The organism is Staphylococcus sp. Z5-21 (assembly GCF_056529615.1).
Map to the genome: position 1 here is coordinate 2,359,056 of NZ_CP096462.1, position 22,373 is coordinate 2,381,428.

Here is a 22,373-nt window from a genome sequence, read left to right on the forward strand (position 1 = left end):
ATAAAGATTGATCCAGTTCTATTATATTTATCGCTATTATTTTTGTCTCATATAAGGGAACAGTAATACGTCTCTAATAGAGGCAGAATCTGTAAGTAACATAACCAATCTGTCAATTCCGATTCCTAATCCACCTGTAGGAGGCATACCATATTCTAACGCCTCGATAAAGTCTTCATCCATTTCATGCGCTTCATCGTTGCCTTGTTCTTTTTCTACTAATTGCGCTTCAAATCTTGCTCTTTGATCGATTGGATCATTTAATTCAGTAAATGCATTACCGTGTTCTCTTCCAACAATAAACAACTCAAAGCGATCTGTAAATCTTGGATCTTCCGCATTTTTCTTAGCTAATGGAGAGATTTCAATTGGGTGACCATATATAAATGTTGGTTGAATGAGTGTTTCTTCAACTTTTTGTTCAAAGAACTCATTTAATATATGACCATATTTCATATTATCTGTAATTTCTATGCCGTGTTCTTTAGCAGCTATTTTCGCATCTTCGTCACTTTGAATGTTGAAGAAGTCGACACCCGTTTCTTCTTTAACGGCATCGGCCATATGGATTCGTTTCCATTTAGATTCTAAATCTATTGTTTCTTCTCCATACGTTACTTTCGCAGTACCTAATACTTTTTCAGATATATGTCTAATCATATTTTCTGTAATATCCATAATATCATGATAATCAGCGTAAGCTTCATATAATTCAATCATAGTAAATTCCGGATTATGTCTTGTAGACACACCTTCATTTCTAAATACACGACCTATTTCATAAACTTTTTCTAATCCACCAACAATTAAACGTTTCAAATGTAATTCAATCGCAATTCTCATATATAAGGTAGCGTCTAACGCATTATGATGTGTAACGAAAGGACGTGCAGCTGCTCCACCTGCGATTTGGTGCATCATAGGTGTTTCTACTTCTAAAAATCCTTGTTGATTTAAATAGTTACGCATCTCTTGCAATATTTTACTACGTTTAATGAATGTTTGTGTACTATCTTGGTTAGTAATTAAGTCTAAATAACGCTGACGATAACGTTGTTCTATATCTTGTAAGCCATGGAACTTATCTGGGAGTGGACGTAAGGCTTTTGTTAATAAAGTGAATGACTGTGCTTTAACTGATAGTTCACCAGTGTTAGTTTTAAACATTACGCCTTCCACGCCTACTATATCTCCAAGATCTGCAGAATTCCAAATAGCAAATTGATCTTCACCTACTTGGTCTTTTCTTACATAAATCTGTATTTGACCACTTAAATCTTGAACGTGTGCAAAGCCCGCTTTACCTTTTCCGCGTTTCGTCATTAAACGTCCAGCAATACTTACATGACTTTCTTCTTCTTTTTCATGTAATTCTTCTTTGCTAAATTGATCCCAGTCTTCATGTAATGGGGTTGCCATTGAAGTACGATCAAATTTTTGACCAAATGGATCTATTCCTAAATCATATAGTTCTTGTAATTTTTGGCGACGGACCTGCATTTGGTCATTCATTTCTTCTGACATAACTTTCTCTCCTTTATGCTTCTTGTTCTACTTTCACTTTCTATTGCTTGGACTTCTAATTGAAATATTTAAATAAAAATGATCATTTATTACCGAATTTCAACTTAACAAAACATTTTCTGCTTTGTTTATTCTTAGAAGTGAGTATCCTTAAGGATAGCTAAACACATTCATATGTACTTCTCACATTCCAACTTTCTCACTCTTCAATTCTACTAGACGATGCAAACGGAATAAAGTTATTTAAACTTTTTTCTGGATTTTATTGATTCACTTATAAATACTTAATTTCAAATAGATAATCGTGCAACTGACACGCGGCCAGTGATTAAATACTGATAGTTACATATGCAGTTCTTCATAAAAAGCACTAAGTTATACACGTCAATGGGTGCATGCATATATTTTATATGCCTAAATCGCTCGACATGTACTCACACGACTGACAGTAACTCATTAAATTCAATCCATATAATGTACGTGCACATAACCGCTTCAAAAATACGCATTTACGCACATTTATTAAAATTCATATTTTCTAACTGACTCATCTGGTATCACTAAATGCCCTATTTCCTTATTTGAATTAGGTTCAATGACATTCGTTGCAATGTCATTCAATGGAATAAGTACAAACGAACGTTCCAACATACGTGGATGTGGCACTATTAACTCAGATTCATTAATAATTTGATCTCCATATAATAAGATATCAACATCTAAGGTTCTTGGCCCCCAACGTATATCTCTCACTCGATGTAGTTGTTGCTCAGTATCCAAACAGGCTTTCAATAATTCGTTAGGCTCCAATGTGGTTTGAACTTCAATACATTGATTCAAAAATTGCGGTTGATCTACATAACCTACTGGGTCCGTCTCATAAATCGGTGACTTCTGTGTAACTGTAATGCCCTCTTTATCATTTAAAATCGATATGGCCGCTTCAAGCTGAGTCAACCGCTCCCCAACATTACTTCCTAAACCTAAATATGCGTATGTCATGCGCGACTCTCCCTCACTATTTCTACACCTACACCATCATAATGACCTGGTATGGGTGGATTCTCTTTAGTGATTCTGACTTTCGTTTCCACTACACGATTATAGTGTGAATTTATACGTTTTGCAATACGTTCCGCTAGATGCTCCAATAAATTTACCGGCTCACCTTCCATAATTGCTTTAACATCTTCAAATACTTCACCATAGTGTACCGTATCCTTAACATCATCTGACTGACCTGCTGTGCTCAAATCAACATTCATCGTAATATCAACGATAAATATTTGGCCAATTTCATTTTCAGCTGGTAGCGCACCATGATAACTATAAAATCTCATACCATTAAGAAATATTGTGTCGCTCATTATCATTCTCCTTTAAATAATCCATGCTTTGTCCTAAACGAACATTCAGCGCGACATTATGTACTCTAACCGCTTTTACGCCTTCCATTATACCATAGGCTGTAGTAGCAGCTGTTGCTTCATCTCGTTCAACAGGTGTGGTCTCTTGCTCAATCATTTCTTTAATAAATCTTTTTCTACTTGTTGCCAACAGTACTGGGTAACCTGTAGCTACAAGTTCGTCTAATCGTGCCATGACTTCTTTTTCTTCCTCTCTAGTTTTTGCAAACCCAATACCTGGATCGAGCCAAACTTTATGTTGAGGAATGCCAGCCATTTCAGCTTTATTTGCTTGTTTAAGCAAGTACACTAACATTTCATCAACAACTGGTTCTGATCTTTGACCATCGCCATTGTGCATTAACACAATTTCTCCCTCGTATTTTGCAACAATATCAAATATACGTGCATCATTTAGTCCAGCCCATTGATCATTTATCATCGTTGCACCTAATTTCATCGCTGCTTCTGCTACTTCACTTCTATATGTATCGATTGATAGTTGAACGTCTAAGTGACTCAATGCCTTCACTACCGGTAATACACGGTCCAATTCCTCTTCTACAGTAATTTCTTCGAATCCTGGTCTTGTAGATATACCACCAACATCTATAATATCCACACCCTCTTCTACCATTTCCTCTGCCCTTTTCACTGCACGATCGACTGTATTATATTTACCGCCGTCTGAAAATGAATCCGGTGTAACGTTTAATATGCCCATAATTTTTGTATGTGTCATAATCATTTTGCTTCCTTTCACTTATAAAATGATTTTATCTTTAAGTTGTTATCTTATTTCTATAATAACGTTATTTGCTATATTTTTCAGTAATCAGCGCTTAATCCATACATATACCAACCTAAAATTTAACATTATCCTTGAACATATTAAAAGGCACTGCAAAACAAAAAGCCGGTGCACATTTATATGTGCCCGGCTCAATTTCACGTTATATTGGATTAGTCATCAAATGCGAATAAAGGAGTAGAAAGGTAACGTTCACCATTACTTGGTAATACAGTCACTACTGTTTTACCTTTTCCTAATTGTTTCGCTTTTTCAATAGCCGCATAAATAGCAGCACCTGAAGAAATACCACATAAGATACCTTCTTCTTTAGCAACTTTACGCGCCATGTCCATTGCAGTTTCATTACCTACTTGAACTACTTCGTCATAGATATTTTCATCTAAAGTGTCTGGAATAAATCCTGCACCTAAACCTTGTAGTTTATGTGGACCAGGTTCGCCACCACTTAATACAGGTGAATCTTCTGGTTCAATCGCAACTAAGTTAATGTCTGGGTAGTTTTCTTTCAATACTTTACCAGCACCACTTAATGTACCACCAGTACCAACACCAGCTAAGAATGAATCAATTGTTTTACCTTCAAATTGCTGAACTAATTCTGGACCTGTTGTTAATTCGTGAACACGAGGATTAGCAGGGTTCTCAAATTGTTGAGGTTCATAATAACCATGTTCTTCTTTTAATTCTTTTGCTTTTTTAATCGCGCCTTTCATAGCTTCTGAACCAGGCGTTAATACTAATTCTGCGCCATATGCTTTTAATAAATTACGACGCTCTTGACTCATTGTTTCAGGCATAGTGAAAACGGCTTTATAACCTTTAGCAGCACAAACAAATGCTAAACCAATACCAGTGTTACCACTTGTTGGTTCAACAATCGTATCACCTGGTTTGATTTTGCCTGCTTTTTCAGCTTCTTCAATCATCGCTAATGCAATACGATCTTTTACAGAACCACCTGGATTTTGATATTCAAGTTTAACATATACGTCTGCAATGTCTTCGTCTACTACCTTATTTAATTTAACTACTGGTGTGTTACCAATTACTTCTACAATGTTATCTACTGGTTTATTTGTCATAAGTATTGCTCCTTTTCGTTAAAAAGTTTAAAACCTACTTTTTCAATCGGATATACATTCTATTTTATCAGATTTTTCTGTAAATACAACTGCAAAAACTTATTCTTCCAACTTTAACCTAACATACTTATCTGTCTAGTTTCATTCTAGCGGGTTTATTTAATATTATCTAATAATTGCTGTAACTCTTCTTCAGAAAATTGATATTTATTTCTGCAGAAATGACATTCCGCCTCAGCACCATGATCCTCATTTATCATATTTTGAATTTCAGCTTCTCCCAAACCTTTAATCGCATTTAAAAATTTGTCATGTCCACAATTACATTCAAAGTGTGCTGGAACATTTTCTAATATTTGTACATTTTCTTCACCTAATATTTCAAAAAGTAATTCTTCAGGTGTTAAACCCTGATCAATGAGTTTAGAAACAGGTGTCATATGATTAATCGCATCTTCTAGTTTATTAATCGTTTCGTCTTCTGCGCCTGGCATAACTTGTATTAAAAATCCTCCAGAAGCTTTAATTGAATTATCTGGATTAACCAATACACCCAATCCTACTGATGAAGGAACTTGTTCACTTTTTGCAAAATAGTATGTGAAATCATCGCCGAGTTCACCTGAAACAAGTGGACTAGAACCAGAAAAATAATCTTTCAATCCTACATCTTTAACAACTGTTAATGAACCATTCGTTCCTACTGCACGGCTAACATCTAACTTGCCATGATCATTTAAAGGAAAATGGGTTTGTGGGTTTGTGACATAACCTCGTACATTTCCTTTAGCGTCTGCATCAGCAATAACTTTGCCAATTGGTCCTTGGCCATCTACTGTAACTGTTAACTTCTGATTTCCTTTTAGCATTGCGCCCATCATTAATGTCGCAGTCATTGTGCGCCCAAGTGCTGCAGAAGCAGTCGGCCAAGTATAATGTCTTGTTTGTGCTTCTTGCACACTCTCAGTTGTCAAGGCACTGTAAGCACGAATCTGTCCTCCAAAAGCTAAAGCTTTAACTATATAATCATTTGTCATTTTTAAAATTTCTCCTTTAATATTAACTGTGTTTATTATAAAACATTTCATTTTCATGTCTATTTTGGGTTACTTTTTAATAACGCAATTTATTTTATACTTTCGCACCAAAAATTGCGAAACATCTGTTTGCAATTATATGAACCATAAAAAAACTTCTTTCTACTATTCGTATCATAGCAGAAAGAAGTTTAAAATTCAGTCTTTAGTTTCGACGATCAGGGTCGTTTGAATTACCTGGTCTGTCAATGTCAGGTGCTTGTTCATGGCCAGTTGGCTCTGAATTTTCACCGTCTTTTTCATTGTCACCAGATTCTTCATCTTCATGATCGTCTTTTTGATCATCGTCACCACGATTTAATTGTTCTTTACGCACATCTTCATATGATTTACCGTATTTACCATCTTCGAAGTCATTTTTGTCTTCTTCTACGACTTTAGCTCCGTCATAGTCAACTTCTGGCAACACACCATCATGGAATAATGATTGTATTTGTTCAGCAACTAATGTTTCTTCTGTTAGTAATGATTCAGCAATTAAGATTAATTGTGATTTATGTTCTAACAGAATGTCTTTACAACGCTCATATTGTTCTTTAATAATGCGTTGTACTTCTTTATCAATTTCATAAGCAATTTGTCCAGAGTATTCAGGATCACCTTGCATATCTTTACCTAAGAACACTTGGCCATTGCTACTGCTTGAGAATTGAATAGGTCCAAGTTTCTTACTCATACCGTATTCTGTAACCATTTGACGCGCAATTTGCGTTGCACGTTCAAAGTCATTAGAAGCACCCGTAGAAACTTCATTAAAGTTGATATCTTCTGAAACACGTCCACCAAGTAAGCCACAAATTTTATCTAGCAACTCTGGCTCGGTCATTAAGAAGCGATCTTGTTTAGGTAACATCATTGCATAACCGCCCGCTTGTCCACGTGGAACAATCGTTACTTTATGAACAACTTCGGCTTCATCAAGCACCATACCAATAATTGTATGACCAGCTTCATGGTGGGCAACAATATTACGTTCTTTTTCTGAAATAACACGAGATTTTTTAGCTGGACCTGCAATAACACGGTCAGTAGCTTCTTCTATATCACGCATATCGATTTTTTTCTTACCTTCACGAACAGCAACTAAAGATGCTTCGTTAAGTAAGTTTTCTAAATCTGCACCAGAGAAGCCTGGTGTTCTTTGAGAAACTGCTTTTAAGTCTACTGTTTCATCAAGTGGCTTGTTCTTAGCGTGAACATGTAAAATCGCTTCACGTCCTTTAACATCTGGACGACCAACTTGAATTTGTCTATCAAAACGACCCGGACGTAATAATGCTGGGTCTAAAATATCAGGGCGGTTCGTAGCGGCAATCATAATGATACCTTCATTTTCGCCAAATCCGTCCATTTCAACTAGTAATTGGTTAAGCGTTTGTTCACGTTCATCGTGTCCGCCACCAACACCAGCGCCACGCTGACGACCCACTGCATCAATTTCATCGATGAAAATAATACATGGTGCATTTTTCTTAGCATTTTCAAATAAATCACGCACACGACTTGCACCGACACCAACAAACATCTCAACGAAGTCAGAACCACTAATTGAGAAGAATGGTGTGCCTGCTTCACCAGCAACCGCACGTGCAAGTAAAGTCTTACCTGTACCTGGAGGTCCTACTAATAAAACACCTTTTGGAATTCTTGATCCCATTTGTTTAAATTGTTTATTGTCTTTTAAGAAATCGACAATTTCAATCAATTCTTGTTTCTCTTCATCCGCGCCTGCTACATCAGAGAAGCGAACACGTTTCTTCTGGCTATCGTACATTTTAGCTTTGGACTTACCAAAGTTCATCATACGACCGCCACCGCCGCCGCCACCTTGAGCTTGGCTTAGGAAGAAAATAAATAATAATGCAATAATTAATACAGGAATTAGTGTAGTTAGAATACTTACAAATACACTTTGTTTTTCTTCTTCTTTAACTGTAAATTTCAATCCGTCTTGGTTTTGTGCTTTATCAGTTATTTTTTCTAATTCTTTATCGTTGTTATATAAAATAGTTGAAGAATATTCTTTATCATCTTTGGTTTTACCGCTTACCATATATACATTTTGTTCAGGCTGTATCTCAAGTGATTTTAAATCACCTTTATCTAGCTGTTTCACAAATTGGTTATATGTAAGTTGTTTTGGCATATTACCATTTCCATTTAAAAATGAAAATAAACCAAATATTATAACGCCAATAATTGCGATAACAAGCACATTACGAAAGGCTTTCTGCATGCGTCGTTTCCTCCTACTTCAATAATAAAACTAACAAAAATTGTAACACAATACATGAGTTTACGGCTAGTATTTCAACTTTTGTACTATGTTTACAATTTTCAATGCTCTATTTTAAATTTAAATTGTCCCTAGTGCACATAAGTTACAAAATTCAATATTTTACAATTTAAGTCACGTTCGTTTTATGTATGAAAAATACTTTTTAAAGCGAACACATAGACATACTGATTAATATATTTACGCTTAGACTTACATTATATAATAATTTTCAGTTTCATAAAATTGTATTGCTTACTTTGAATAAATTTCTGATTTAAGTGTCCCTATATACGGTAAGTTACGATAGTGTTCAGCATAATCTAAACCGTATCCAACCACAAATTCATCCGGAATCTTTTTACCAACGTACTTAGCTTCAATATCAGCTTTACGACGATTTGGTTTATCAAGTAATGTTACAATTTCAAGTGAATTAACACGACGTGACTCCAATAACTCAGTGATTGATTTTAATGTTGTTCCAGTTTCTAAAATATCTTCAATAATTAACACATCTTTATTTTCAATTGATGAACTCAAATCTTTTAAAATTTGAACTTCTCCAGTAGATTCTGTGCCACCGTGATAACTTGAAACATCCATAAAATCAATAGCTAAATGCGTATCAATATATTTTATTAAGTCTGCCATAAACATGACCGAACCTTTTAATATGCCGATACATACAAGCGGTTTCCCATTATAAGCTCGTGTAATCTCTTCACCTAAATCTTTACAAATCTGATGAATATCTTCCTCTGATAATAATATTTCTTTTAAATCATCTCGCATGTTTTTATTCCTCTCCCATATCTCGTATAAAAATTGATTGTTCGTATTTATTTTTTAAATATAATGTGCCAACAGCAATAATCTCATTTTGGGCATTAACCATGACTGGTAATTGATTGCGTTCGGATTGAACGATTTTATGATCAATAAGCAACCTACTTATTTTTTTATGTCCTTCCATACCATTCAACTCGAATTTATCTCCATCTCTTCGTGTACGAATAACTAACGGAAAGTCCCCAACAGGAAAGTCATGTTTAACGTCAATTTGATAATGACTATAGTTGTATATACCAGGGTGAGTAATCTGAATCGGAAAATGTTTCACATCATAATTTGCCATTATTATAAATTTATCATAAGCGATATGAATTATCCATTTATCTGTCGTGTATAATGTGCATTGCGTCAAATTTCCTTCTAATTTTTGAAACCACTCATTATAAGTTTTTTCAGTTATTGAGCGAGTGATTTGAAGTTGTTCAAACAGGTTATCTAACACTGCCATCTTAACACTATGCCTTAAATTTAAAAATTGTGATCTTGCTATCGTATACTTCTGTGTTTTAACACTTTTACGTATATCCTGTTTTATAAATGCGACGGCTTCTTTATTTATCACTTCAAGTTGTTCATCATGCCACTCTTTTAGTTTGATTAATTGATCTGTAGCAAGTTGTGCATTTTCATTTATTTCAGGCAAAATACGATTACGAATGTCATTTCTCACATAATGATTTTGTGTATTTGTTTCATCTTCATAATAAGGTACACGATGCATAACCTGATAATCACGAATTTCATTTTTTGTTGTCGATAATAATGGTTTACATATTTGATAAGATGCGCGTGCAGTTTGATAAGCCATACCTAAACTACTTCTTGTGGAACGTCCAGTCATTACTCGATAAAAAATAGTTTCTATCTGATCATCTTGATGATGGGCGGTCAGTAAGATATCTGCCTTTAATTCATACATCATCTCATCAAACCATTGGTAACGTGCTACTCTTGCGTCATTTTCAATACTATTCCCTTTTTCAATAACATCTGATAAATCTAAGTGCTTAACGTAAAGCTCAACATGATGCGCTTTACAAAATTGTTTGAGAAAATATTCTTCTTCCTTCGCTATCGGGCGGATGTTGTGATTTACATGTAAGCAGGTTAATTTTGTGTATGAATCTTTCAATCTTGTGATTAACTCATGTAATAACACCATGCTATCAACACCTGTAGAAACCGCCAATACAATGTGCTTATCTTTCGTCCAACCCTCAGTATTAACGTTCAGCTTCATCTACCTCCACTCACTCTAAATCTTCCAACAATTAGCCTAATCACTTTGGAATCATCCCATATTACAATAAAAAGAGACTGTTTCCTCAATTAAGAAAACAGTCTTAGATTGTTACGCTCAAACTTAATATTGGAATCATTGATTGTACGTTGTTCTCAATAAATCAGTTAGTTATATATAAAACAGTTGTATTATCTATTATTAGCGTCTAGCGCCTTTGCCACCGCGTCTTGATTCAGTTTGACGTTTGATGGAAGTTAATTTATCTTCGCTATCTTTTAAGAAGTTTGTTAATTTCTTTTCAAAGTCTTCACCTTTAGGTTGTGGTTGTTTATGACTAGGTTTACTTTGAGGTCTACGCGGACGATCTTTTGCTTTTTTAATAGATAGACTAATTTTACCGTCATCAGCAATAGATAGCACTTTAACTTCAACTTCATCTCCAACAGATAAATGATCTTCTACGTTTTCAACGTAATTATCTGCAACTTCACTTATGTGAACTAAGCCACTTTTTCCTTCTGGAAGTTCGACGAAAGCGCCAAACTTTTTAATACCAGTGACTTTACCTTTAAGCTTGTTTCCTACTTCGATTGACATATTGTAAATAAATCCTCCCGATTTGTTTCGATTTTAACCTTATTATATGCCTGTTTGCATAAATTAACAATGGTATTATGATGCAAAAAAATAATTTTCGCTATTTATCTTCTTTAGAAGATTTTGAACCTGCATCCGATTTATCACTCGGTAACTTAAATATAACTTCTCCATCATTACTTAAATAGTAATCATCTCTTGCTACTTTTTCTATATAGCTCTTATCATTTAAGTTGTTAAGTTGTTCTTTTAATGCTAATTCCTCATCTTGTTGCTTTTGATATTTTTCTTCTTTTTGTTGTCGTTCTACAGCATCGTCATTATTACTTTGCTTTTGAGTGACAAGCATGATACACAAAATAATAATAATCGCGAGCAGTATCCCACCAAACAAAGTGATACGTCTGCGTATCACACGTCTTCTCATTTTTTGCTTTTGTTTCTTTTTATTTTCAGAAGAGGTGAACGTATTTCCGATATTTTCAACTTTTTTACTCAATGCTTGCCACCTCCTCTATTATTCTCCGCCAACTTTTTCTTCTTTAACAATCTCATACATGCCTTTTGCGTTTTCTTTAGTTGCATGTTCACTTAACCCTGTTACATTTATTGTTACAATTTTTTGTCCAAAACGAATGACAAGTTCGTCCGTTACTTTAACATCTGTTCCAGCTTTAGCAACTGAACCATTTACAGTGATACGACCTTGGTCACTAATTTCTTTCGCTAATGTACGACGTTTTACCAGTCTTGATACTTTTAAATATTTATCCAGTCTCATGATTTATCTCCTCCTTGCTCTAAATAATCTTTTAAAGCAGCTTCATCTAGCGACATATTTTTTGTTTTATCATACAACTTCATGAAATGCTCTGCAAACACTTTTTCGAATTTCACGCGTTGGACTTTTCCTTCTTTTGCTTTGGCGTCTGCCCAAATGTGTTTTAAATCTTCTTCAGTTTCTGCATGCGCCTCTCCAAAAATGTGTGGATGTCTGCGTATCATTTTTTCGGATAAACTTTGTACTACTTCATTTATATCAAAATAGCCTTCTTTTTTACCAATACTTGCATGTAATAACACTTGTAATAATATGTCACCAAGTTCTTCAATCATATGCCAATCATCTTCATTATCTATCGCTTCAAACAATTCAAACGTTTCTTCCAGTAAATAACGTTTTAACGTTTGGTGTGTTTGAATTTTATCCCAAGGACATCCAATTTCATCATCTACAAGTCTGTCGATAATTCCTGTCGCATAGTCAAAATCACTCATATATGTGGCATCATTTTCAACGCGCTTAATAAATACACTGGTTAAGTTGCTGAAAATGTCTGGATGGTGATCTAATTCGTATAAGGGTGTTTCAATGACATTGGCACCGTTAGCATGCGCACCATCAATAATGAATACAATTTGTTCATCATCGTAACGCGACATCAATGTGACTTTTAAATCTCCAGCAGTCATGGAACTAAACACTTGAGTAATCAGTGTGTGCGTTCGAATATTCAACTGTTCGCTGCTTAAAGAAGTAGCATCAAGTAATGTAAAGCCATCATTAGGGTCAACTTTAACCGCTTCAAAGATATCATCAATGAAACTTTTGCCCCCTAAGACTTTAATTTCAATATCATCATCTTGTTGCGCATAGGCCTCTAACTTAACAGTGGTTGTCTCAGCAACGCGAGGGTGCCCCGGAACTGTATAGACGATATCTGTGTCTGAATTTCGTGCTTTAGTCATAAGTTGAGATACAATGTCTTCATAAACCTCATTAAACCCACTATTTGATTCATAAACTTCATCAAAACTTTGAAATACGACACCCTCAGAAGTCAATATTTCTATAACTGGATGATCTAACGTACGCGTATAAACGAAGGGGTGATGCTTCAAAAATTTATATACTCCAAAGGGTAATTCATCAATGCCATAATTACCCAATCCAACAATTATAATTTTTCCAGTCATTATCGTTTCCCTCTTTTCATATGGATGAGTTTATCACCCAATGGTAAATGCTTTAACTCTTTAAAACTTAATAGCTCAGTACGAACAATTGCAATGATGATGACGAGAACGCCTACACCTGCAGCAACGACCAATTCAACAATACCTGCGACGCGTCCCTGTGTAGGAAGTAACCACATTGTTAGTTGAACGGCAACGGATAATATCAGCATTGTAAAAATTAATTTTGCGACATATTTTTTCATATTACGGAATTGATAATGTTTCAATACGTGATAATGCAAAATGGCAGCAAATAAGATTAATGATAACACTGTGCTTAAACTACCACCTAACATGAAAAATGGCGGTATCAATACTACATTTAAAATCGCTTTACTCACTACACCAGTAATAAACGCTTGAAATATAGGTCGCACTTGATTCTTCACTTGTAACAATGCAATATCCATCATAATTAAAGACACAAATATAACAGTTAGCATATACACTGCTAAAGTTCCGGTTTGGCTATCATTTTTAAAAAATACATGGTTCATGATAGGTAGTAAATTAATCAAACCGATAGCCGCAGCAATGCTAAATAGCATAGTAATTTTAATAGAAGCATTCGCATATCTATTGATAAGTACATGATTCTTAACTTTAATCGCATCTGTCAGCAATGGAATAAGGACAAAACAAAATGTGGTAGTGACGATTAACCCCATTTGAATAAAAGATGCACCACGATCATAAATGCCTTTTTGCGTTGTAGATTCTTGAAAACTCAATCCTGTATTCCGCAAAGCATGGATAACGGTAAAGCTATCCACAACTTGCCATACAATCACAATAAGTTGACTTACAGCAAAAATCACAATGGCTAATGCCAATTGTCGCCATGCAACAATCTTATTATGTTCAATATTTTGCGCTTTAAATGCGGTTAATTTGAAAGGTCGTTTCAACACAAGATATATACTAGATGCTAAAAATCCAAAAGCTGAACCAATAATTGCCAATGTCCCAGCCGCATACAGTGACCATTGTTGTGTCATAAATAGAACAATGGCGATAATGATAATGCCAACACGAACAAACTGTTCTATAACCTGGGAAATTGCAGGTATATTCATATTTTGATGCGCTTGATAGTAGCCTCTATAAATACCCAATATACTAACAAATAAGAAACTAAAACTCGATGCGCTTAACATTGGTGCGAGGTTAACATCACCCATTAAGGCAGCAATCCATTTTGCACAGATTAACAAAACTAAGAAAAAACCAGTACTGACAATCTGCAATCCGACTAAAACCTTCATATATTGGCGAGGATGACCGTCTGCTCCAAACATTTGAGTAACAGCACTCGGTATGGCATTCATTGTCAAAATAACACCTAAAGCAACAATTGGATAAACTTGTTGATACGCATACAGTCCTTCGTCACCTAAGATATTTTGATAAGGTACTCGATAGATTGCACTTAATATTTTAACTATGATGAGTGCTAATGTAAGCACAACTACTCCGTTAAAAGCAGATGACTTATCCGTTTTAGATTTCATCAGTTATAACCATACTTTCTTCTAAACTTTTCGTTAGGAATTTTAGACTGTCTAACCAGTTACCTGTTTTATTTAACGTTACTTTCATTTTGCCTTCTTGAACTCCGACTTTCATCGTACGACCAAGTGGCTGTGTCTGTTTAAATAATGTTTCACCATTGATATCTGTTGTACCTTTTTCTGACAGGTAGACTTCTACTTGCTTACCAACATCTTTGATTAACGTCACACCTGCGTGTAACGCATGAACTTTAATTTCCATCATTTCTAATAATCTTTCTACTTCTATTGGATAGTCATTGAAGCGATCGATCAATTCATCTTTAACATCCATTAATTGTGTTTCACTTTCAATTTTACGCAATTTTTTATAGATTTCAATTTTAGATTGTTCATTTGGTATATATTCAGCTGGTAAATAAGCATCGATATTAAGTTCTATTTCAATCTCAGGTGCATCTTGTTTTTCTGCTTTTACGCCACGTTTTTCATTAACTGCTTCTTCCAACATTTGAGAATATAAATCGAAACCAACAGAGTCAATGAAACCGTGTTGTTGTTTACCTAATAAATTACCTGCACCACGAATATTTAAATCTCGCATGGCAATTTTAAAACCTGAACCTAGTTCAGTGAATTCTTTTATCGCTTGTAAGCGGTCCTCAGCAGTTTCAGACAACACTTTATTGGTAGGATGTAAGAAATAAGCATAACCTATACGACTTGAACGTCCTACACGTCCTCTTAATTGATACAATTGGCTGAGTCCGAAACGATCAGCGTCTTCAATAATCAGCGTGTTAGCATTTGGTACATCGACGCCTGTTTCTATAATTGTTGTAGTAACAATGATGTCATATTCATGGTTAATAAAGCTGAGCATCGTTTCCTCTAAATCACGTTCATTCATTTGACCATGTGCTACACCGATATTCGCGTCAGGCATAAGCATTTGCAGCTGTTCTCTTTTCTCGTAAATAGATTGCACTTTATTGTATAGGTAAAATACTTGGCCATCTCTTGATAGTTCCCGTTCCAATGCCTCTTTTATAAAATTCGTATTTTGCTCTAAAACATAAGTTTGTACTGGGAAGCGGTTCTCTGGTGGTGTTTCTATAACGGATAAATCTCTCACACCTAGCATACTCATATGCAATGTACGTGGAATAGGTGTCGCTGTTAATGTGAGTACATCTACATTGTTCTTCAGTGATTTAATACGCTCTTTGTGACGTACACCAAAACGTTGTTCCTCATCTACTATAAGCAAGCCTAAATCTTTATACTGAATATCTTTACCTAACAATTTATGTGTTCCTACAACGATATCAACGAATCCTGACTTTAGTCCTTCTTTCGTTTCTTTAACTTCTTTTGTAGTTCTAAATCTACTTATGAGTTGTACTTCTATCGGAAAGTCTTGCATACGCTCTATCAACGTTTCATAGTGTTGTTGTGCAAGTATCGTCGTCGGCACAAGAAATGCTACTTGTTTACCTTCCATAACTGCTTTAAATGCTGCACGTACAGCAACCTCTGTCTTACCGTAACCTACATCACCACATAGTAATCTATCCATAGGACGCTCAATTTCCATATCCTGTTTGATTTCTTCTATCGATTTACTTTGGTCGGGTGTAAGTTCGTATGGAAAATCAATTTCAAAATCATTTTGTTCTGCTGTATCAGGTCCAAATTTATATCCCACAGACATTTCACGTGCTTTATATAGCTCTATCAATTCATCAGCCATATCTTCAACACTTTGTTGTACTTTGGCTTTTGTTTTTTTCCATTCTGTTCCGCCAAGCTTATTCAACTTAGGAGATTTGTCTTCTGACGCAACATATTTTTGCACTTGATCCATCTGATCAACGGGAACAAATAACTGGTCGGTGCCTTTATATTGTAATTTAATATAATCTTTATGCACGCCACCTACTTCAAGTGTTTCAACACCTAAATATCTACCAACACCATGATGGACATGAACGACATAATCGCCAACTTTCAAGTCTTGGTAAGATTTGATTTTTTCAGCGTTCGTTAACGTTTTATGCTGTTTTGGTTTTTTCTTTTGTTTTGATTTAAATAATTCTCTCTCTGTGACAACAACTAATTGCATGTAAGGTAGCTCAAAACCTTCTGACAAACTACCTTCTGTAATAATGGCACTGCCACCTTCATTTCGACGACTTGGTGTATCAATAAAGGTAGGTATATGCATTTCATTTAGCATAGATTGAATGCGTTCTTTTTTCGTTTCCGTTTCTGCAAGTACAACAATCGTGTAATCATTTTGAATAAATCTTTGGAATTCAGAACGCATAATATCATACTGTCCATAAAACTGTTGTACTGGTTTACATGAAAATTTAATGATTTCATTTAATTGAACAGGCATCGTTGCTGTAAACAATGTAAAGTAGGTAACCGCAAACGGTTTTAATAAATTTTCAAAACCTTCATATTGTAGAAAACTTTGATCAATAAAACCTTTTCCACTTTCAATTAAATTTTGCATAAATTCATCTATTTCAGTTACAAGAGTTGTTTCAGTTTCTTTAATTCTATTATATTCATCTACAGCAATAATGGCATCCTCTTTAAAGTAATCCATAATCGTTGCTGGCTGTTCATACATAAATGCTACTAGTCTACGAAGCACTTGATGATCAAACATTTCTGCTTCGAATAATTGAAAACTTTCATAAGTTTCTTTTAATTCATTTCGCACAGACTTTTCAATTTTTGGACGTGTGTCTTCATATGCTTGCTTTAGTTTATGCTTTGTATGTTTAAGCACATCTTCGGTAATGATATAGTCACTAGCAGTTGTGATATCAACATGTTCGATATTGCCTTCAGAACGTTGAGATTCTACATCAAAATCACGTATAGAGTCTACTTCAGTATCGAAAAATTCAATACGTACTGGCTTACCAATTAATGGGTAGATATCTACAATCCCACCACGTAATGAAAATTCTCCTATATGTGAAATGACACTTTCTCTACGATATCCCATATTTACAAGCTTATTTAAAAATTCGTCAATGTCGATATCGTCGCCTACATTTAGCGTTAATTGATGCGATTTCCACATATCTACCGGCGTGAGCCATTTTTTCAATCCGTTTAAAGGTACGATAAATAACCCTCTCTCTTCTTGAGCAAGTGCCGTTAATGTTCGCACGCGTTCACTCATAAATTGAGGGCTTTGTGTTGAAAATTCTTCTGTCATAATATCCTGCATCGGATATTTATATATTTCACTATCTTCTACAAATTGCAGTAAGTCACTTTCTAACTTATCTGCTTGATAAAGATTGTTTGTAACAACAAGTAGTTGCTGCTCACTATTCAAATATTTTTCAGCTATAATCGTTGCTTTTGCGGCACCAGATAGTCCGGTTACTAAAACATTTTCTTTACCAAATACTTCGTTTAACTCTTGGTATCGTTTGTCTTCATTTATATATTCTGTAATTATTGATTTCACTTAATCTCACCATTATATTCATTCATTACACGGTCAAATCGATTACTTTCTATATAAGCTTCGATCGCTCGTGCAGAATGTTCTATTACTTTATTCATCGTTTCCATTTCTTGATTTGAAAATTTTTGCAAGACATAGTCTACGATGGCCATGCCATTTGAAGGTCGATCAACGCCGATTCTAATTCGTTTGAACTGGTCTGTTCCTAACATTTGAATAATGGATTTCATGCCATTGTGTCCACCAGCACTACCTTTTTGTCTGAGTCTAATTTCACCCTGAGGTAAATCTAAATCATCATATAAGACAATTAAATCCTCTATATCAATGTCATAGTATTTCATCAAAGGTGCCACTGCCTCACCTGACAAATTCATCATTGTCATAGGTTCTATGAACATTACTTTTTCTCCAGCTAAACGCTCTATTGTGTACGCACCTTTAAATTTTTGTTTATCTAAAGAAAATCTATTTTGCTCTAACATAAAATCTATGACTTCAAAGCCAATATTATGCCTTGTTTGTTCGAAGCGTTTACCTATGTTGCCTAGGCCTACAATACATTTCATTACGTTACCTCCACTCTCTGTATGCTCATTATCTAATATTTATATAAATTATATGCTTTACAAGTTATGTATTTTGTATCATTCACTATGATAACATAAAAAAGCACCCGCTTAACGTATTAAGCATGGTGCTTTTTAATAAGATAATATTGCGTTGATACATCAACACATGACATCAAATCAAAGAGAAAGATTATTCTTCTTCTTTTTGGTCTTCGTCACTTTCATCTTCTTTTTCTTCGCCTACAACTTCTGGCTCTTCAGTAGCTGCTTCGCCTTCCATTGCTTCGATTTCTTCTTCAGTAGGTTCTTCAGTTGGAGGAACTACTGTTACGATTGAATCACTAGCTTCGTTTTCAATAGTGAAATCACCAGAAATTTTGATATCTTCAACAGAAAGACTATCATTTATTTCTAATTCACTGATATCAACTTCGATTGATTCAGGGATGTTATCTGGAGTAGCTGTAACTTCAAGGTTGAATAATGGTTGTTCAACAACGCCGCCCTCTTTAGTTCCTACAGCTTCACCAACTAATTGAACTGGTACTTCTACAGTACGTTCTTCAGTCATATTGATTGCTAAGAAGTCAATATGAGTGATTTGGTTTTTAAGTGGGTCGAATTGGTAGTCTGAAACCATTACTTTAATTGTTTTAGAACCTACGCCTAATTCGATTACACCGTTACGTCCAACTTCACGGATAACTTTGATAAATTCTACTTCGTCTACTTTAACTGAAGTATTTTTTGTACCGTAACCATAAACGATTGCTGGTACTTTACCAGTGTTTCTTAGTGTTTTAAGGTCTGAACGCGTTTGTTTACCTTGACGAATAATTGACTTTAATGAAGCCATATTCAGTTTCCACCTTTCATAAATGCTCTATCTAAGAGCTCCTCATTTGCCCATCAACAATCTGTTGCTTGCAAATGTTTATTTATCGTGATATTCCACGAACGAAACCATTATACATTGTTAAAGGCTATTAGTCAAATAGCACACTAACTGATTCGCGTTCATATACACGTATAATTGCTTGAGCCAATAACCCTGCTACTGATAATTCTTTAGTATTCTCTGGTTTACGTTTTTCATCTAATTGAATGGAGTTTGTAACTACAAGTTCTTTAATCGCTGAGTTTTCAATACGTTCTTTTGCAGGACCTGATAGTACGGGATGCGTACAACAAGCATAAACATCTTTCGCACCTTTGTCTTTTAACGCTTGGGCAGCCAAAGTAATCGTACCAGCCGTATCTATAATATCGTCAATAATAATTGCTGTTCGACCTTCAATTTCACCAACAATATTCATCACTTCTGCAACATTTGGTTTCGGACGACGTTTATCTATAATCGCGATTGGCGTTTTAAGTATATCTGCAAGTTTACGAGCTCTTGTCACCCCACCGTGGTCTGGTGATACAACAACACACTCTTCAGGGTCGATATCTGTCTCATTTTTAAAGTATTGCGCTAAAATCGGTACACCCATTAAATGGTCAATTGGCATATCGAAGAAACCTTGTATTTGAGGTGCATGTAAATCCAATGCAATCATGCGGTCTGCGCCAGCAGTTTCAATTAAGTTTGCAACAAGTTTTGCTGTGATTGGTTCACGACTGCGCGCTTTTCTGTCTTGGCGTGCATAGCCATAATATGGAACAACGATATTAATGTTCGCTGCTGAAGCACGTCTACAAGCATCTATCATGATTAACAATTCCATTAAATGTAAATTTACTGGATTTGATGTTGGTTGAATAATAAAAACATCACAACCACGAATACTTTCTTCAATATTGATTTGAATTTCTCCATCACTGAAACGTTTTACAGAACATTTCCCTAATTCAATTCCAACATGATCTGCCACTTCTTGGGCTAACGGTTCATTACCCTTCAAAGAAAATATTTTCAAAGCAGAATTCTTATACTCATTGTTTAACATTTATAGTCCTCCAATTAATTCTTTCAATTCGTTTTGGTTTGTAGACAAGGCAAAACTTATATCGCTCAGCAACATAAATAATTGTTATGATTATCTTTAACTATATTGATTTTAACAGTTTAAGTAAGCTTGTCTAAACATTTGTGTTTATTTTTTCAAATAACCTTCTTTAGTCGTTTGTCTAGCTCTCGCTAACGCTAAACTGTCTTCTGGTACATTATCAGTGATTGTTGATCCTGCGGCTATAAATGAACGATTACCTAAAGTAATTGGTGCAACGAGATTCGTATTACATCCGATAAAGGAATCATCACCAATGACCGTCTTAAATTTATTAATCCCATCATAGTTAACTGTGATAGAACCACATCCAACATTCGTTCTTTCACCTATTTCAGCATCACCAATATAACTTAAGTGAGGTAATTTGGCTCCTGCTTTCACCACTGATTTTTTAACTTCAACAAAGTTACCAACTTTTACTTTTTTACCTATATCTGCACCTGGACGAAGTTGTGCAAACGGACCAATCGTAGCATAATCATCCACTATCGCTTCATTAATGACAGATTGTTTAATTGTGACATTTGAACCTATTTTACTATTCGTAATTTCCGTATATTGTCCAATAACAGTATCTTCACCAATCACGCTATTGCCAGAGAGTTTCACACCAGGCTCAACTACTGTATCTTCACCAATTCTAACATCAGCTCCGATATAAGTCGTCGCAGGGTCAATAATTGTTACACCGTTCTTCATATGCTGTTCGTTAATGCGTTTTCTAAAAGCTTTTTCAGCTGCGCTAAGCATTACTCTATCATTCACGCCCATGATTTCCTCAAAATCATTCGTATGGAAAACTTCAACAATACCACGATCTTCTAAAATTAAAGAAAGTACATCAGGCAAGTAATATTCGCTCTGTGCGTTGTCATTTTTGACTAATTCTAGTTTTTCGAATAGGACTTGATTATCAAACGCAAAAATACCTGAACTAATTTCATTAATTTGTTGCTCTGCATCTGTTGCATCTTTTTGCTCAACAATACTCACCAAACGTCCTTCTGAGTCATGTAAAATACGTCCATAACCGAATGGATTTTCTGCTGTCGCTGATAAAACTGTTGCATGTGCTTGATTGTTCTCGTGATGTTCAACCAATGATTTCAATGTTGCTGTCGTAATCAATGGCGTGTCTCCACAAACCACTAACGTCGTCCCTTGACTTTCACTTAAATGCTCACTTGCCATTTTAACAGCATGTGCTGTACCTAATTGTTCTTCTTGAAAACTATAAAGCGATGTGTCTCCAAGTGTCTCTTTGACACTATCTGCACCGTGTCCAACAATGGTAACAAGCTGATCTATTCCAGATTGCTTCACATTATCTGCAACATGTTCGATCATCGTTTTACCTGCTACATCATGAAGTACTTTGTATTTCTTTGATTTCATACGTGTACCTTTGCCTGCTGCAAGTACTATTGCATGTCTTTGCATGTATGTTAACCCTCCATTAAAATATACACTTCCTACCTATTATAATTTAACGCTAGTCACACTTTCAAGGCTCAAAACACCAATGTTATATAATAGAAATATTTTTATTACTAATATTAAAAAATTGCATAACCCTATTTGTCATCATTGAATACCTATGGAAACGCTTCAAAATTTATGCGAAATCTATAATATCTCTAATATAATATAATTTTTTATTTACGAAAATATCAACATAGTCACACTTGTTTTTCTTATTTTTATATTATTTAAAATTAACCAATATTCATTTTATTCCCATTTATTTTCCATTCCCTAAAACAAATCATTTCTGTCACCTTTTTAAAATCAACACTTTTTATTTTTAAAGCGATAAGTATGCAAAAAACCAGACCGAACATGTATGTTTCGGTCTGGTTTA

At 34.9% G+C, this 22,373-nt stretch carries 19 protein-coding genes; all 19 read right to left on the minus strand.

Features of this window, described 5'->3' with window-relative positions:
- Positions 1 to 36: 36 nt before the first annotated feature.
- The 19 genes from lysS to glmU all read right to left on the minus strand — a co-directional run bounded on the left by lysS (position 37) and on the right by glmU (position 21,952).
- Positions 37 to 1,524: a lysine--tRNA ligase gene (gene lysS / locus M1D64_RS11830; RefSeq protein ID WP_002484186.1), complete on the minus strand. Its 1,488-nt coding sequence runs from the start codon at positions 1,522 to 1,524 to the stop codon at positions 37 to 39.
- Between the two features lie 522 nt (positions 1,525 to 2,046).
- Complete coding sequence (folK, locus tag M1D64_RS11835; protein WP_002484187.1) at positions 2,047 to 2,526, minus strand: 2-amino-4-hydroxy-6-hydroxymethyldihydropteridine diphosphokinase; 480 nt, start codon at positions 2,524 to 2,526, stop codon at positions 2,047 to 2,049.
- Positions 2,523 to 2,891 (minus strand): dihydroneopterin aldolase, encoded by a 369-nt coding sequence (folB, locus tag M1D64_RS11840; protein WP_011303861.1) that lies wholly within the window; start codon positions 2,889 to 2,891, stop codon positions 2,523 to 2,525. The genes folK and folB overlap by 4 nt, the downstream gene beginning before the upstream one ends.
- Positions 2,869 to 3,672 carry a dihydropteroate synthase gene (gene folP / locus M1D64_RS11845; protein WP_011303862.1) on the minus strand — a complete coding sequence of 268 codons (804 nt, stop codon included), beginning with the start codon at positions 3,670 to 3,672 and terminating at the stop codon, positions 2,869 to 2,871. The genes folB and folP overlap by 23 nt, the downstream gene beginning before the upstream one ends.
- A gap of 221 nt (positions 3,673 to 3,893) precedes the next feature.
- Complete coding sequence (cysK, locus tag M1D64_RS11850) at positions 3,894 to 4,826, minus strand: cysteine synthase A (RefSeq protein WP_002484190.1); 933 nt, start codon at positions 4,824 to 4,826, stop codon at positions 3,894 to 3,896.
- Between the two features lie 155 nt (positions 4,827 to 4,981).
- The gene (gene hslO, locus M1D64_RS11855) at positions 4,982 to 5,863 is read right to left on the minus strand and encodes an Hsp33 family molecular chaperone HslO (RefSeq protein WP_002484191.1); all 882 of its coding nucleotides are present in this window, start codon (positions 5,861 to 5,863) and stop codon (positions 4,982 to 4,984) included.
- A 205-nt stretch (positions 5,864 to 6,068) separates the two neighbouring features.
- Entirely contained in the window at positions 6,069 to 8,159 is a 2,091-nt protein-coding gene (gene ftsH, locus M1D64_RS11860; protein ID WP_126424521.1) for an ATP-dependent zinc metalloprotease FtsH, read from the minus strand.
- Between the two features lie 294 nt (positions 8,160 to 8,453).
- Entirely contained in the window at positions 8,454 to 8,993 is a 540-nt protein-coding gene (hpt, locus tag M1D64_RS11865) for a hypoxanthine phosphoribosyltransferase (protein WP_002484193.1), read from the minus strand.
- A gap of 4 nt (positions 8,994 to 8,997) precedes the next feature.
- A complete protein-coding gene (tilS, locus tag M1D64_RS11870) occupies positions 8,998 to 10,293 on the minus strand; it encodes a tRNA lysidine(34) synthetase TilS (RefSeq protein ID WP_002484194.1) in 1,296 nt (431 codons plus the stop codon).
- A 201-nt stretch (positions 10,294 to 10,494) separates the two neighbouring features.
- Complete coding sequence (locus M1D64_RS11875; RefSeq protein WP_002484195.1) at positions 10,495 to 10,893, minus strand: S1 domain-containing RNA-binding protein; 399 nt, start codon at positions 10,891 to 10,893, stop codon at positions 10,495 to 10,497.
- A gap of 100 nt (positions 10,894 to 10,993) precedes the next feature.
- Entirely contained in the window at positions 10,994 to 11,392 is a 399-nt protein-coding gene (locus M1D64_RS11880) for an FtsB family cell division protein (protein ID WP_011303866.1), read from the minus strand.
- Positions 11,393 to 11,410: 18 nt separating this feature from the next.
- Complete coding sequence (locus tag M1D64_RS11885; RefSeq protein ID WP_002484197.1) at positions 11,411 to 11,674, minus strand: RNA-binding S4 domain-containing protein; 264 nt, start codon at positions 11,672 to 11,674, stop codon at positions 11,411 to 11,413.
- Entirely contained in the window at positions 11,671 to 12,870 is a 1,200-nt protein-coding gene (locus M1D64_RS11890; protein WP_037539114.1) for a MazG nucleotide pyrophosphohydrolase domain-containing protein, read from the minus strand. Before M1D64_RS11890 ends, M1D64_RS11885 begins: the two co-directional genes overlap by 4 nt.
- A complete protein-coding gene (locus tag M1D64_RS11895) occupies positions 12,870 to 14,423 on the minus strand; it encodes a polysaccharide biosynthesis protein (RefSeq protein WP_126424522.1) in 1,554 nt (517 codons plus the stop codon). The genes M1D64_RS11890 and M1D64_RS11895 overlap by 1 nt, the downstream gene beginning before the upstream one ends.
- Positions 14,413 to 17,925: a transcription-repair coupling factor gene (gene mfd, locus M1D64_RS11900; RefSeq protein WP_480977489.1), complete on the minus strand. Its 3,513-nt coding sequence runs from the start codon at positions 17,923 to 17,925 to the stop codon at positions 14,413 to 14,415. Before mfd ends, M1D64_RS11895 begins: the two co-directional genes overlap by 11 nt.
- On the minus strand, positions 17,922 to 18,494 hold the full coding sequence (gene pth, locus M1D64_RS11905) for an aminoacyl-tRNA hydrolase (RefSeq protein WP_002484201.1): 573 nt from the start codon (positions 18,492 to 18,494) through the stop codon (positions 17,922 to 17,924). Before pth ends, mfd begins: the two co-directional genes overlap by 4 nt.
- A gap of 193 nt (positions 18,495 to 18,687) precedes the next feature.
- Positions 18,688 to 19,353 (minus strand): 50S ribosomal protein L25/general stress protein Ctc, encoded by a 666-nt coding sequence (locus M1D64_RS11910; protein ID WP_041080848.1) that lies wholly within the window; start codon positions 19,351 to 19,353, stop codon positions 18,688 to 18,690.
- A 130-nt stretch (positions 19,354 to 19,483) separates the two neighbouring features.
- Positions 19,484 to 20,449, minus strand: a complete 966-nt coding sequence (locus M1D64_RS11915) for a ribose-phosphate diphosphokinase (RefSeq protein ID WP_011303871.1) — start codon at positions 20,447 to 20,449, stop codon at positions 19,484 to 19,486.
- Positions 20,450 to 20,596: 147 nt separating this feature from the next.
- Positions 20,597 to 21,952 (minus strand): bifunctional UDP-N-acetylglucosamine diphosphorylase/glucosamine-1-phosphate N-acetyltransferase GlmU, encoded by a 1,356-nt coding sequence (glmU, locus tag M1D64_RS11920; RefSeq protein ID WP_069822181.1) that lies wholly within the window; start codon positions 21,950 to 21,952, stop codon positions 20,597 to 20,599.
- Positions 21,953 to 22,373 lie beyond the last annotated feature (421 nt).

What these genes read in the sequence shown, in the direction of transcription:
- pth (WP_002484201.1), bottom strand. Translation starts at nt 18,494, where the DNA reads ATGAAATGTATTGTAGGCCTAGGCAACATAGGTAAACGCTTCGAACAA.
- M1D64_RS11895 (WP_126424522.1), bottom strand. Translation starts at nt 14,423, where the DNA reads ATGAAATCTAAAACGGATAAGTCATCTGCTTTTAACGGAGTAGTTGTG.
- M1D64_RS11890 (WP_037539114.1), bottom strand. Translation starts at nt 12,870, where the DNA reads ATGACTGGAAAAATTATAATTGTTGGATTGGGTAATTATGGCATTGAT.
- folK (WP_002484187.1), bottom strand. Translation starts at nt 2,526, where the DNA reads ATGACATACGCATATTTAGGTTTAGGAAGTAATGTTGGGGAGCGGTTG.
- M1D64_RS11885 (WP_002484197.1), bottom strand. Translation starts at nt 11,674, where the DNA reads ATGAGACTGGATAAATATTTAAAAGTATCAAGACTGGTAAAACGTCGT.
- lysS (WP_002484186.1), bottom strand. Translation starts at nt 1,524, where the DNA reads ATGTCAGAAGAAATGAATGACCAAATGCAGGTCCGTCGCCAAAAATTA.
- M1D64_RS11875 (WP_002484195.1), bottom strand. Translation starts at nt 10,893, where the DNA reads ATGTCAATCGAAGTAGGAAACAAGCTTAAAGGTAAAGTCACTGGTATT.
- folP (WP_011303862.1), bottom strand. Translation starts at nt 3,672, where the DNA reads ATGACACATACAAAAATTATGGGCATATTAAACGTTACACCGGATTCA.
- ftsH (WP_126424521.1), bottom strand. Translation starts at nt 8,159, where the DNA reads ATGCAGAAAGCCTTTCGTAATGTGCTTGTTATCGCAATTATTGGCGTT.
- M1D64_RS11915 (WP_011303871.1), bottom strand. Translation starts at nt 20,449, where the DNA reads ATGTTAAACAATGAGTATAAGAATTCTGCTTTGAAAATATTTTCTTTG.
- hpt (WP_002484193.1), bottom strand. Translation starts at nt 8,993, where the DNA reads ATGCGAGATGATTTAAAAGAAATATTATTATCAGAGGAAGATATTCAT.
- tilS (WP_002484194.1), bottom strand. Translation starts at nt 10,293, where the DNA reads ATGAAGCTGAACGTTAATACTGAGGGTTGGACGAAAGATAAGCACATT.
- glmU (WP_069822181.1), bottom strand. Translation starts at nt 21,952, where the DNA reads ATGCAAAGACATGCAATAGTACTTGCAGCAGGCAAAGGTACACGTATG.
- M1D64_RS11910 (WP_041080848.1), bottom strand. Translation starts at nt 19,353, where the DNA reads ATGGCTTCATTAAAGTCAATTATTCGTCAAGGTAAACAAACGCGTTCA.
- cysK (WP_002484190.1), bottom strand. Translation starts at nt 4,826, where the DNA reads ATGACAAATAAACCAGTAGATAACATTGTAGAAGTAATTGGTAACACA.
- hslO (WP_002484191.1), bottom strand. Translation starts at nt 5,863, where the DNA reads ATGACAAATGATTATATAGTTAAAGCTTTAGCTTTTGGAGGACAGATT.
- folB (WP_011303861.1), bottom strand. Translation starts at nt 2,891, where the DNA reads ATGAGCGACACAATATTTCTTAATGGTATGAGATTTTATAGTTATCAT.